General features: G+C 67.9%; 9 protein-coding genes. 4 read left to right on the forward strand and 5 right to left on the reverse strand.

Annotated elements, in window-relative coordinates; translation table 11 throughout:
• Positions 1-185: 185 nt before the first annotated feature.
• Positions 186-4,784 carry a PE family protein gene (locus tag G6N68_RS13085; protein WP_163712641.1) on the forward strand — a complete coding sequence of 1,533 codons (4,599 nt, stop codon included), beginning with the start codon at positions 186-188 and terminating at the stop codon, positions 4,782-4,784.
• A 204-nt stretch (positions 4,785-4,988) separates the two neighbouring features.
• Positions 4,989-6,203 carry a cytochrome P450 gene (locus tag G6N68_RS13090; protein WP_163712644.1) on the forward strand — a complete coding sequence of 405 codons (1,215 nt, stop codon included), beginning with the start codon at positions 4,989-4,991 and terminating at the stop codon, positions 6,201-6,203.
• A gap of 121 nt (positions 6,204-6,324) precedes the next feature.
• On the opposite strand, the gene G6N68_RS13095 is transcribed toward G6N68_RS13090, so the two are convergent.
• Positions 6,325-6,765, reverse strand: coding sequence for a DUF6941 family protein (locus G6N68_RS13095; protein WP_163712647.1), 441 nt, complete (start codon positions 6,763-6,765; stop codon positions 6,325-6,327).
• Positions 6,766-6,990: 225 nt separating this feature from the next.
• Positions 6,991-8,910, reverse strand: a complete 1,920-nt coding sequence (locus G6N68_RS13100) for a DUF4407 domain-containing protein (protein WP_163712650.1) — start codon at positions 8,908-8,910, stop codon at positions 6,991-6,993.
• Positions 8,911-9,099: 189 nt separating this feature from the next.
• On the opposite strand from G6N68_RS13100, the gene G6N68_RS13105 reads away from it, so the two are divergent.
• Entirely contained in the window at positions 9,100-9,672 is a 573-nt protein-coding gene (locus tag G6N68_RS13105) for a hypothetical protein (RefSeq protein WP_163712653.1), read from the forward strand.
• Positions 9,673-9,771: 99 nt separating this feature from the next.
• Entirely contained in the window at positions 9,772-10,200 is a 429-nt protein-coding gene (locus G6N68_RS13110) for a type II toxin-antitoxin system Rv0910 family toxin (protein WP_163712656.1), read from the forward strand.
• An 18-nt stretch (positions 10,201-10,218) separates the two neighbouring features.
• On the opposite strand, the gene G6N68_RS13115 is transcribed toward G6N68_RS13110, so the two are convergent.
• The 3 genes from G6N68_RS13115 to G6N68_RS13125 form a co-directional block, all read right to left on the reverse strand.
• Positions 10,219-10,527: a hypothetical protein gene (locus G6N68_RS13115; RefSeq protein WP_240355453.1), complete on the reverse strand. Its 309-nt coding sequence runs from the start codon at positions 10,525-10,527 to the stop codon at positions 10,219-10,221.
• A 78-nt stretch (positions 10,528-10,605) separates the two neighbouring features.
• Complete coding sequence (locus G6N68_RS13120; protein WP_163712659.1) at positions 10,606-12,387, reverse strand: molybdopterin-dependent oxidoreductase; 1,782 nt, start codon at positions 12,385-12,387, stop codon at positions 10,606-10,608.
• Between the two features lie 189 nt (positions 12,388-12,576).
• Positions 12,577-13,062: a nuclear transport factor 2 family protein gene (locus tag G6N68_RS13125; RefSeq protein ID WP_240355454.1), complete on the reverse strand. Its 486-nt coding sequence runs from the start codon at positions 13,060-13,062 to the stop codon at positions 12,577-12,579.
• Between the last annotated feature and the right edge of the window lies 1 nt (position 13,063).

Genomic DNA, 13,063 nt, shown 5'->3' on the forward strand with positions numbered 1-13,063 from the left:
CCGTGAGACACGTTGTCAACGGTCTTTGTTCATAGCTGCAGGTCCGGTGCTTGCCGTGAGACAGCTCTTCGCAATCGCCGCTGATTACCGGTTTCAAGTTTTTCAAAAGGCTTTGAGCTGCGGTTTTGCGGTTGTCAAAGTTACCCGAGGGGCTTTGGCAGATGCGGTGCGTTGGAGGTTGCGAAATGTCGTTTGTGGTTGTTTCCCCCGAGTTGCTGTCGATGGCGGCGGCCGATTTGGCGCGGATTGGTTCGGCGGTCAGTGCGGCCAATACCGCGGCGGCGGGGTTTACCACGTCGATGTTGGCTGCTGGTGCCGACGAGGTGTCGGCGGCGATTGCGGCGTTGTTTGGTACTCACGCGCAGGAGTATCAGGCGATCAGTGTGCAGGCGGCCGGGTTTCATCAGCGGTTTGTGCAGGCGTTGACGTCGGGAGCCGGTGTCTACGGGTTGACGGAAGTAGCCAATGCGTCACCGCTGCAAGCAGTCGAGCAGGGCGTGCTCGGTGTCGTCAACGCGCCCACCCAGGCGCTGTTCGGTCGGCCGTTGATCGGTAACGGTGCCGAGGGCGCGGCGGGTACCGGCCAGGCCGGCGGGGCCGGGGGGATTTTGTGGGGCAACGGGGGCAGCGGCGGTTCGGGCGCGGTGGGCCAAGCCGGTGGGGCCGGCGGTGCGGCGGGGTTGTTCGGCCACGGTGGCGCGGGTGGTGCTGGCGGGGCGGCGGGCGCTTCGGGTGTCGGGGGCGCAGGGGGTATCGGCGGCAACGGGGGTTGGCTATTCGGCAATGGCGGCGCCGGCGGCATCGGCGGGCACGGCGCGGTGAGCGGCGGTGCAGGCGGGGCCGGCGGGTTTGCGCCGTTGATCGGCGCCGGCGGCTTCGGCGGGGCAGGTGGCGCCTCAACGTTCGGCACCGGGGGTAGCGGTGGGGCGGGTGGTTCATCCGGGTGGTTCGGTGCTGGCGGGATCGGCGGCAATGGCGGGGAAGGCGCGGTTAACGCGGGTCATGGGGGAGCCGGCGGTCACGCGGGTATGTGGTACGGCCACGCGGGTGTGGGCGGCGCCGGTGGCGCGTCCACGTCTGGGACCGGGGGCAATGGTGGAGCCGGTGGGACGGCGGGGTTGACCGGCAACGGTGCCGCTGGTGGCGCCGGGGGCGTCGGCGGTATCGACGGCGGCACTGGGGGGACCGGGGGTAACGCTCGACTCTTCGGCACTGGCGGGGCCGGGGGTATGGGCGGTAGCAGCGTGGGTCCGGGCGACGGGGGTGCCGGTGGTGACGGTGGGCTGGGCGGGATGGTATTCGGCGATGGTGGTGCCGGTGGTGCAGGCGGAAGCGGTCCGGTCGGTGGCATTGGAGGTCGCGGCGGTGACGGGGGTGCCGGTGGCGCGGCGGGCATGTGGGGTGCTGGTGGACAGGGCGGCACCGGCGGCAGCGGGGGGAATGGTTTCCCGGCTTTGCCCGGTGAGGTAGGTGGTCATGGCGGAGATGCGGGTGATGGCGGTCATGGCGGGCGCGGCGGTTGGCTGATCGGTGCCGGCGGTGCCGGCGGTGTCGGCGGGGTGGGCGGTGCCGGCGGTTCGGGGGAAGCTGGGATCGATGCGACCGTCGCCGGTGCGAGCGGCGGGCATGGCGGCAGCGGTGGTAATGGCGGGGCTGGTGGGGCTGGTGGTAACGGCGGCAAGGGTGGTCTGATCAGTTTCCTGGGTGGCCAGGGTGCCGGGGGCGCCGGTGGTGACGGCGGGGCCGCCGGGGACGGAGGCCGCGGCGGCCACGGCGCCAATGGGACCTTCGCCGGCGGCGGCACTGGTCAGGGCGGCGATGGCGGTAATGCCGGTAACGCCGGTGTGGCCGGTGCGGGTGGTGCCGGTGGTAGTGGGTCCACGGTGGGCGCGGCCGGTAAGACGGGTCTGATCAGCACGACGATCGGCAACGGCGGCAACGGCGGTGACGGGGCGGCAGGCACTGCAGCTCGCCCCGATGGGGGTGCCGGCGGTGCTGGTGGGAACGCAGGAACCTTCGGCACCGGCGGTAAGGGGGGTACCGGCGGCGACGGCTGGACGGGCAGTAACGGCAAGGATGCCGTCAGTACCGGAGTCAGCGGCGAGCATGGCAGCTCCGGGGGTAACGGCGGTGCCGGTGGGACCGGCGGTCAAGGCGGCACCCACGGTGGTGACGGTGGTGCCGGCGGTGCCGGTGGGGCCGGCGGTGCCGGTGGTGACGGCGGGGCCGGCAGGAACGGATCCAGCTCCATTGCTTCCAGCATGGACGGTGGTGACGGCGGTGACGGCGGTCACGGCGGTAGAGGCGGTGACGGGGGATTAGGGGGCACGGCCTTGGCCCAGGGCTACAACGATGGCAGCCGGGGCACGGCAGGCGTCGGGGGTGCGGCCGGGAATGGGGGTAACGCCGGTGACGGCGCGAATGGCGGGTCGGGCGTGCAAAGCCTCGGCGGCGACGGTATCAGGGGGGGAGACGGCGGCGATGCCGGTTTCGGCGGTAAAGGCGGAACCGGTGGAATCGGCTTGGGCGGGCAAGCCGCATCCGGCGCCGACGGCAGCAACGGCAGCGGCGGTAACGGCGGTAAGGGAGGCGACGGGGCTGCGGGCACCGCCAGCAACCCCAGCGGCGGGCGCGGCGGTGCCGGCGGCGACGGCGGACGATTTGGCAACGGCGGCGACGGCGGCAATGGCGGCCAGGGCTTCCAGGGTAAAGCGGGCAGTAGCGCGACGTCGGCGGCTGCCCCCCACGGCACCAACGGAAGTGCCGGCGGCGGCGGCGGTGATGGCGGAAACGGCGGCGCGGGCGGCAGCCTGGCCGGTAACGGCGGCAACGGCGGTAACGGCGGCGCTGGTGCCAACGGTGGTGCCGGCGGCAACGGCTGGAACGGTGCGGACGGCTCATTCACCACCGGTGATGGCAACGGGGCCAACGGTGGTAACGCCGGCACCGGCGGCGACGGCGGTGCTGGCGGCAAGGGCGGCGCCGGGGGCAGCGCAACCGCCACCGCGGTCAGTAAGGGCTTCTCCAGCGGCAGCATGGGTCTAGGCGGCGAAGGCGGTGACGGCGGCGACAGCGGGGTGGCCGGTCGCGGTGGTGACGGCGCCAACGCGACGAAAGACGGTGGCAACGGCGGCAACGGCGGCAACGGCGGCGACACCGGCGCAGCAGGCAAGGGCGGAACTGGCGGCTCCGGCCGCACCGGAACGGCCGCATCCGGGAAGGACGGGAGCAGGCTCGGCGGCGGCCATGGTGGTGACGGCGGCAACGGCAGGTCTCAGCCCAGCGACGGCGGTGACGGCGGCAACGGCGGCGACGGCGGCAACGCCGGAAATATTGGTAATGGCGGCAACGGCGGCAACGGGGCCGCCGGAGCCAGCGGTTCGATCGGCGAGGACGCGGATGCCTTGGCGACCAAGGGCGGCAACGGCGGCGCCGGCGGCAGGGGCGGCGCCGGTGGCGCGGGTGGTGCCGGTGGAAGCATCAGCGGCAACGGCGGCGATGGGGGCGACGGCGGCACGGGAGGCAAAGGTGGGCGAGGCGGTCACAGCGGCGCCGGCAACAACGGTGCCGCGGTCGGGGCCGGACAGCACGGTGAAGACGGCGATCCCGGTGTTGTCGGCGGCACCGGCGGCAATGGCGGCCAAGGCGGCGCCGCGGGCAAGGCCGGAGCAGCCGGCGGGGGTGGGGGCAAGTCCGGCGCAACCGGCACGGCCGGTGACGGCGGCGCCGGCGGCACCGGCGGCAAAGGCGGCGCCGGAGGCAACGGCTCAAACGGAGGCCAGAGCAAATCAGGCGCGAACAACGCGGGCACGGGCGGCGACGGCGGTGCAGGCGGTGCCGGTGGTGCCGGCGGGTCCGGCGGCGCGGCCGGTACCGGCGGCGGCGGCACGGCGGGTGCCAAAGGGCTCCAGGGCGCCGGCGGTGCTGGCGGCAACGGCGCCGACGGCGGCAGCGCAGTGGGCGGCGGCAACGCCGCCGTGGGCGGCGCCGGCGGCGCCGGCGGTGACGGTGGTGACGGCGGCACCGGCGGCATCGGCGGCACCGGCGGCAATGGCGGCCTGGGCGCGACTGAGGGTAACGGGGGTGCGGGCGGTCGCGGTGGCTGGGGTGGTGACGGTTTCAGCGGTAAAGGCGGCACCGGCGGGGCCGGAGGCAACGGCGGCAATGGCGGCTCGAAACCCGCGCTGGGCGGCTCCGCCGGCCATGGCGGCACGGGTGGTGAGGGGGGCGCCGGGGGCAACAGCGCCAAGGGTGCTGGTGCGACGGGTGGTGCCGGCGGTAACGGCGGCCACGGCGGTGGCCAGTACGGCTGGGGCGGCAATGGGGGCAAAGGTGGCACCGGTGGCCTATCCGATGACGGCCTCGGCGGAAACGGTGGCCAAGGTGGTACGGGCGGACAAGGCGGCGTCGACGCGCCCGGCGGCCGTGGCGGCAATGGCGGGGCGGGTAATAGCGGTTTTGTGGGTGGCGGCGTAGGCGGCGACGGAGGCGACGGCGGCAGTGGGTATTCGAAAGGTGGTAACGGCGGCACCGGCGGCGTCGGCGGCCAAGGCCGAATCGGCAACCCCGTCGGGTCCGACGGCGGTGCCGGTGGTGCCGGCGGCAAAGGCGGCTCGTCCGTCGACGGATTCGGCGGCGTCGGCGGCACCGGCGGCGCCGGCGGATCCGGCGTCCTTGGCAGCACTCTTTACGCTGGCGAAGACGGTAAAGCAGGCATTGACCCGTCTCCCACCTCCACAGGCGGAGCCGGAGGCGCGGGCGGTGCGGGCGGCATGACGCCATGACCTTGCGTGGCTCCCCGAGAGCACCGATCCCCGGTGTGGGGCGCACGTCACACTCTCACCGTGAGACGGGAATCGACGAACTTTCCCTAAAACCCGCAGGCAGGACTCCCGGAGTGAGACGGCGACCGGCACCGCCGTCCGGTGCCCGTTTCAACTTAATTCGACCACGTTGACGTGCAGTTATACGACCGACAGGGTGAAATTATGACAATCGCAAGCGACGCCGTCGCGTTCTTCAGCCGCGAATCCTTGCAGGACCCGTACCCGCTGTATGAGCACATGCGCGCCGCTGGTCCGGTCCAGCGCATCGGTGACTCCGAGTTCTATGCGGTGTGCGGTTGGGACGCGCTCAACGAGGCCCTGGCCCGCCCCGAGGACTTCTCCTCGAATCTGACCGCCACGATGACGTATACGGACGACGGCAGGATCAAGGCGTCCCAGATGGACCCGCTCGACGGGCCGACGCACGTGCTGGCCACCGCCGACGATCCTGCCCACGCCCTGCACCGAAAGCTCCTGGTCCGTCATCTGGCGGCCAAGCGAATCCGCGTCATCGAGCAGTTCGCCACCGACGCCGCTGAGCGGCTATGGCGCGCCGGCCTCAACGCTGGGCACATCGAGTGGATGGGCGCCATGGCGAACCGGCTACCCATGATGGTCGTCGCCGAGTTGATCGGATTACCCGACCCAGACGTCGCTCAGCTGGTGCAATGGGGATTTGCGGCGACCCAGCTGCTGGAGGCATTTGTTGATGACGAGGAGGTCGCCGCTGCAGGCGTGGCCGTGCTGGAGCTCAGTGGCTATATCACCGAACAATTCGGCCACGCCTTGGCCGATCCGCAGGACAACCTGCTGGGCGAGCTCGCCACTGCGTGCGCCTCCGGGGAACTGGACTCGCTGACCGCCAACCTGATGATGGTGACGTTGTTCGCGGCAGGTGGTGAGTCTACGGCGTCGCTGCTGGGCAGCGCCGTGTGGATGCTCGCCAGTCGCCCCGACATCCAGCGCCAGGTGCGTGAGAACCCGGGGCTGCTTGGGCCCTTCATCGAAGAGACGCTGCGCTTCGAAGCGCCGTTCCGAGGCCACTACCGACACGTGCGAAACGCCACCTCGTTGGGCGGTGTCGAGCTGCCCGCTCACTCGCACCTGCTGCTGTTGTGGGGGGCTGCCAACCGGGATCCGAGCCAATTCGACAACCCGGACGAGTTCCGCCTCGATCGGCCCGGCGGCAAGGGCCACCTCAGTTTCGGCAGAGGGGTTCATTTCTGCGTCGGTGCCGCACTCGCGCGGTTAGAAGCTCAGATCGTGTTGCGGCAACTGTTGGATCGAACCTCGATGATCGAAGTCGCCGATGTCGGTCCATGGCTACCGAGCATCTTCGTGCGCCGGCTTGAACATCTCGTATTGCGCGTCAGATAGCTACCTCTAAGCACAACAACACATTTCGGCGGGAACACGAGCCATCTCTTGCAGCCAGCGGGGATTGGCTGTTGGCTGGGCTGCCGCGGGCAGCTAGCGGCACTCGTTAACGCCGCTGAGACTAAGCCGGCGGATGGGGCGCGCCGAGCACCACAAACGCCTCGACCGCCGTCGCATGCTCGAAACCTTCGACCTCCACCCGCCACTCATAAATTCCGGGATCCAACGGGATGCCCCCCGGGATGTTCAGCGTGAGCGGCATTCGAACGGACGTGCCGTGAATGGCCCCTGGCAGGCGCCCGGCCTCGGCTGCGGCTTCAAACAGAATGCGTTGGGGCCCTTGCGGTCCCATCACGACGACCGGTTCGCCATCGGTGGTGAGCAGCTGACAAGTCAACTTGTGCTGCTGATTTGTTTCATCCCAGTCGATGTCGAGAAAGAGCACCAAAGCAAAAGGGGGCGTGGGTGTTTGACACTGCCGCCAGCCCAGACCGAGAGTGTGGACCTTGCCCGATTGGGCATCGGCTTGCGCCGCGTCCGCGAGAAACAGGCTGACCCTCATGCGGCCGCCGGCGCAGCCGTTGATTCGCCGGTCGACACCGTGAAACGCGGCGCCGCTACTGCCGTTGTCAGGAGCGTCACGAGATCCCCGTCCTGTTCCGAATCCGATTGCAACTGCCCGAATGGCGGGCCAACCAGTGCGCCCGTCTGCTGGATAATACGCTGCGGCCAAGCCGGCTTCGCGGCCGGTTTTCGATGCCCACTGCCGGTCTGACCGAGCCGCTGGCTACTTGCCGGGAGGCAGCTGGCGGGGCCCCTCGGGCGCACGCAACTCGCGCGGCCCCTCGCGCTCCATAAGCGCCCGACGGCGCTCTTGTCCCGATGCGGAGAGGCCCGCCAGGTCGTGCGTGGGCGCCTCGTACAGCGACCGGTGCTCCGCATCGGCGCCGAGCCCCTCGTAGCTCGGCATGCCCGTGTCCGCGCGGGTGTCCCCGCGCGACGAAGCGACCCGATTCGCTTCCACCCGCGGGGCGGCGGTGGAGGCCTCGACCGCGTGCCGGCCCGGACTCGGGCTGCCCGAGCCGTCCGAGCTCTCGGTGTTGACCGTCACCTTGCGCGTGCGCTTCAGCGAAAAAGCAATCTCCTCAACCTCTTCAAAGACTTGACGCGCGCTGCGCAGGGGCGCGGTGGTGTTGTCGATCACCCGTGCGACGAACGGCGGAACCAACGGTCGGATCCATCGGGCGGCGGCCTTGGTGGCGTCCGGAAGCGACGGGATCAGTGGGGCACGCTCCTCGTGTTGTGGCGCCACCGAGCCGCCGGTCTCGACGGGCGCGGGCAGGTTCGGCTCGAACTGCGCATGTTCCACCCGCTCGGCACGTGGCTGTGGCGCCCCGGTAGGTAGCTCGGCGATGGCTCGGCTGGCGGCCTCGGCTTCGGCGGCGATCGGCAAATACATGTCTTCCCTCCCTGACTCGCACCCTGAATCGAACCCTGACTCGAACCCCGACTCCAACGCTGGCTCGAAGGTACGTTCCGCCAAGGCGTGCACCGGGGCGTCGAGCACTTCGGCGACCCGACGACGTTGCTGCTCGCGGTCGATTTCGGCCTGCGCCTCGATGGCCAGGCGGGTTTGGGTCAGTTGGTGCTCGGCCCACATGATTTCGGCTTCGCGGCGAACTTCGGCCCGTTTGATCGCGATCGCCGCGTCCGCCTCCAGCTCGGCGCGTTGCGCTGCCAGCTCGGCCCGCTCACGTTCGGCACGCGCGGCCGCATGTCGATCGTGGGTCGTCTCACCGCGCCAGAGCCGCAGGATCAACGGCAACAGGTACAGCAGAGCGAAGAACGCCAGCGTGATCATCCGCAACACCAGCGCGCCCGCGCTGGCCAGCGTCAGCTCGTTCATGGCGACCCAGCGCGCACCGAGGCCACCGCCGTCGTGCGCGATTGCCGCATCGCGTGCCGCAATGAGAGCTTGCTCGCTGTCAGCGACAGCAGCGTCCCGTTCCGGGGCCTGCCGGTCCCGGGCCGCCAGTGCCGCGTCCAATTCCCGCTGTGCGTCGGCCAGCAGCTCGTTCGACGACCGTGTTTCCGGCCCCTGACCGGGGATTCCGGTGATCCGGGTCTGCGGGCACGCGGGGGTTGGGTTGTATTCGCAGCGGGCGACGATCAGCGCCTTGTCTACCTGGGTGCGCGCCTGTTCGACAGTGTTGTCCAGGGCCGCGCGTGCATCCCGAGCCTGTTGCAGGGTTGTTGCCGCGTGAACGACGGCTGGTACGGAGTCGGCGGCACGTAACGACTGCTCCTGCAGTCGGCGATCGATCGAACCGGAAAACATCACCACCGCCGCAAGCTCGCCGACTATCACCCCGACGGCGATCGCGACGGCACCGCGGCCCGCGACGCCCAGCCGACCCCGAATGGGGCCGCTGACCGTACCGCGGATCACCGCACCGACCAGCAAGCCGAAGACCAGGCCAGCCGCCAGCACGGACCACCACGGCAAGCTCGCGGACTCGTTCACCGCCAATGCGGCGACCAGGCATGCCAGCACGGCGCCAAGCGCGACAACCGCGCCGGCGACGGCATGCGTGGAACGTTCATGGGGTTCGCCGAGCTCGCGCCATTGCCCGCCGCCGAACCAGGTGAACAGCCCGCCGAGTCGTGCTGCGGCCGAGCGCTGCTCGAGAATTTCGTGGGCGCTCATCAGACTTCAAACACCTCCAAGTACTCCAGCGTGGCAGGCCCCAGCACGACACACCGAATTTCAGCGGCACCTTGTGGTGTTGTTCACAAACCGTTCCGGCATGGTGCACGTCACACTGAACCGCAAAATCCCAGCGACGCGGGGGGATCAGCAACCCTTCGGACGGGTGGCATGAGACGGTATATGCCTATGCAAAATCTCGACCACATCAGCTACGAAGACTTCGGCCGCAGGTTCTTCGAGCACGCCGTGACACCTGACCGCGTGGCCGCCGGATTCGGCGGCATCGCCGGCAGCGAGTTCGAGATGGAGCCGATCGCGCAGGGACCTGGCGGCATCGCCAAGGTCAGCGCCAAGGTCAAGGTGCACGACCCGCGGGTCACGCGGAAGCTCGGCGAACTGATCACCTTCGTCATTCACATCCCGTTGACCATCGACCTCTTGCTGGACCTGCGACTGGACAAGCAACACTTTGTGGTCGCCGGCGATATCGCGTTGCGCGCGACCGCGCGCGCCGCCGAGCCCCTGCTGCTGATTGTCGACGTCGCCAAACCACGGCCTTCCGACATCACGGTCAATGTGTCGTCGAAGTCGCTGCGCGGCGAGGTATTGCGCATCCTGGCCGGCGTAGACGGTGAGATCCGGCGCTTTATCGCCCAATACGTCGCGAAGGAAGTCGACGCACCGGAATCGCAGTCGGCCATGGTCATCGATATCGCGAGCAAAATCGACGACGGTTACAGCGGTCCTGGCGATTCCTGACGATCGCACCGGGTTAGGCCGGCTTCGGCCGGTTTATCGCGCCGCGGCGCCCGGGTATCTAACTCCAACGGCTCAGCGTCAGAGGAGTGAATGCAACGCATGGCAAAGGTAGAGGTTTCGACAACATCCGAAGTGGATCCGATGGCCGCATGGAAGCTGGCCTCTGACCTGGAGCGGTTTGACGAGTGGATGACGATCTTCAGCGGCTGGCGTGGCCCGATTCCGTCGACGATCGAAGAAGGCACGTGTGTGTCTTCATGCATCAAGGTGAAGGGGTTCCGCAACATCATCCACTGGGAGGTCACCCACTACGACGAGCCGAAAAGGATCGAGTTGAAGGGGCGCGGCCGCGGCGGGGTCCGCATCGACCTGGCCATGGCCGTCACCGACAACGACCCGGGATCGACGTTCCATCTCACCGCCGATCTGAAAGGCGGTCTGCTCAGTGGGCCAGTAGGCAAACTCGTCGCGCGCGTGTTGCGGTCCGATGTGCGTGAGTCGGTCGAGAATCTCGCCGCGTTGCACTAAGCGGCGCGGCGGAACCGACTAAGACACCCAGCTCGCACGCTGCGCGAGTTCGGTCATCAGCCTCTCCCGTTCGGCGTCGCGTATTCGCCTGCGTTCCAGCAGAAGCCAGGCCAGCCCACCGGCGAACACGAGGAAGCCCCCGATACCGGCGGCGATGCCGACACCGACCTGGCCGAGGGCGAAATTGGCCAGGCTGACGACAAATGCGAGTACCGCACCTACGACCGCAACCAGTCCGGGCGCGCGTTGGGCTTCTACTAGCGAATCAGCCTTCGGCTCGTCCGCATACGGGCGTGGCTCGATAACGTTCCGAGAGATTCCCCCCACGAGTGTCTCCTCAATCGACGATCGATTCGCGCCATGTACCCAAATCGTCGACGGGTCAAACACCCGGTTTGGAGGTCCCTAGAGCGTCTGGTGCCGGCCGAAGAACTTATGGTCCTCGCTGTAGCCGCCGTAACCGCTGCCGATCTCGGAGTAGTGCGCGATGAACTCGATGCCCTTGATCCACTTCACCTGCTTGAACCCATGCTGCAGCTCATTGCGTAACCGCAGCGGCCGTCCGTGCAGGTAGGGGAGCGGCTGGTCGTTCATGTTGTAGGCCAGCATGCTCATGTGGTGACCCATCTGCTCGATGGGATGGGCGTTGTAATAGATGCCGCCCGTGGCCCCCTCACCCATTGAGTAGAAGACGACCCATTTGGCCTCGGGCAGCGGCTTGACGATGTCCATGATCGTCTGCATCGAAACTCCGCCCCACTTTGCGACTCCCGACCACGCCTGGATGCAGAAGTGCTGCGTGATCTGGTCGTGGTAGGGCAGCGCTTTCAGGTCCTCGAGCGAGAACGCCTTGGGGTTTTCGACCAATCCGTAGACACGCAGCCGCCAGTCCCTGAAGTCATTCTTCTCCAGCTCCTTGTACTCGACGGTCTCCGGCAACCGACCATTGCGCCAGTGGTAGGGCGAAATGTCTTTTTCGGTGAACGCGCCCGGTTTGGGGTTGAGGCGTTCCAACACTCGCTGGAAAGGACCTACGAGCGCGTAGCCCACCCGTTGCACCACCCGCGGGTGTCGAATGGTGAATGGAGTGGCCGCCACCCAGCCAACGGCCACCACCACCATCGCGACGCTGAAAACCGCGAATCCCACCCAGCTGTTGTCGTCGCGCGCGGCGAACATGTGGTTGAGATTGCGCAGGGCGCCCGTCGCGAAAACCATTGTGACGTGGACGAGAATGAAGAACAGGAAGTACACCAGCACCAGGAAGTGCAGTGAACGCGCGTGCTGGATGCTCAGTCGCTTGCTGAGCCAGTGCACCCGTTGCGACAACGCCGGCGACATGCCGAGCCCGGTGATCAGCGCGGCCGGCGCAGCGATGAAAACCGTTGTGAAGTAAGTCAGCAACTGCAGCCCGTTGTAAGCCACCCATCCGTTGTCCGTGGGCCAGTCCAGTGACAGGTACTGAATCGCGACGGACGCGGCGTGCGGAAAGACGTCCCAACTCGTCGGCACGAGGTGCCGCCACTGGCCGGTGGCGAACAGCAATACGTAGAAGACCGCGCCGTTGAGCAACCACAGGACGTCGATGCCAAGGTGCCACCACCGCGCGAGTCCGATCGAGTGACGGAAGCCGGGCAGGCCGAATTGCGGTGGCAAGGCGACGGTGTCGGAGTTCGCGGTCCACAGTGGGTCGTCCGGCACGGGTGGCCCAACCCGTAGCCACTCGTCCTTACCGGGGGTGGCATTGCGGCTGAAATACAGCCGGGGGTGGTCACAGAGGATCTGAATTCCAGACCGAATGATGAACATCATCATGAAGAGGTTGAAAAAGTGCGTCCACCCGATCCAGGCGGGACGGCCGGCGATGCCGGACTGCTCATTGGTGCCGGGGTATCGCTCGATGAACGACTGCACGGCCGGCATGTTGTGCAGGCCTTTGCCGATCGCCACACCGGCGACGAGCAGCGCAAAACCGATCGGGATCAGCCACAGCAGGTTGAACCACTTGTCGCGCCCCACCCGCAGCTTGGGCGCCGTGGCCCGGCGGGTCAGGTCGAACCCACCGCCGTACGTCTCGACGTCGACGACATCCTCGGCCTCGTGGACCTCACTCGCGTAGTCCACTCCCAACTGCCGCTCGGGTGCGGCTTTTCCATGACGGGACGGCGCCTCGATCTGCTCAGTCATTCGATGCCCCTCATTGCGGCTGGTCTCCTTACGCTCACCTTGAGCAAAAATACACGAAGACGCTTGTAAAAACTCAAAAGCACGCCACGAAGGGCAACGACGAGCACGTACGAAAGTCAGATGCATCGCTGCTGGCAAACTCCGCTGAGCGTGAATTGCCTAGTTTAGGACGGCAATCGGGGATTTCGGCTACACCGGATCGCTCGGATCCGGTGGTCGCACCCTCCGCGCCGGTTGAGTCTCGATGGCGTTGATCGTCAATGCCCGGCGGCTGATCCGCCACCCGGCGTCGGTGAGCTCATAATCGTCGTCGTAGCGCAGGTGCCAGATCGCGTCGACCAATTCGCCCGCACGTTCACTCCAATGGTGCGCGATGCACGCTATCCGCCCTCGCGCGTGTGACCCGTCCGCCCGCGAACCTTGCTCATAGACTTCGCCGACGATCGCGTGCTCGGTACGCATCGTCTGGGCGACGGCGGCCACGGCCCGACCGATGGCCGCCAAGCCGCGGTGGGACTTGATCGGCTGCAACACGGCCGGCGGCTCGGGTAGCACGAGTTCAGCCGTAGCTGTGAAAAGCGCTGCGACGGAGTCGAATTGGCGATCATCAACGTACGCGGCATAGCGATGCACCACATCGCCGAGTTCGGCCCGAAGGGGTTGCGGGAGACTCACG

It is taken from the genome of Mycobacterium bourgelatii, from assembly GCF_010723575.1.
Taxonomy (GTDB): domain Bacteria; phylum Actinomycetota; class Actinomycetes; order Mycobacteriales; family Mycobacteriaceae; genus Mycobacterium; species Mycobacterium bourgelatii.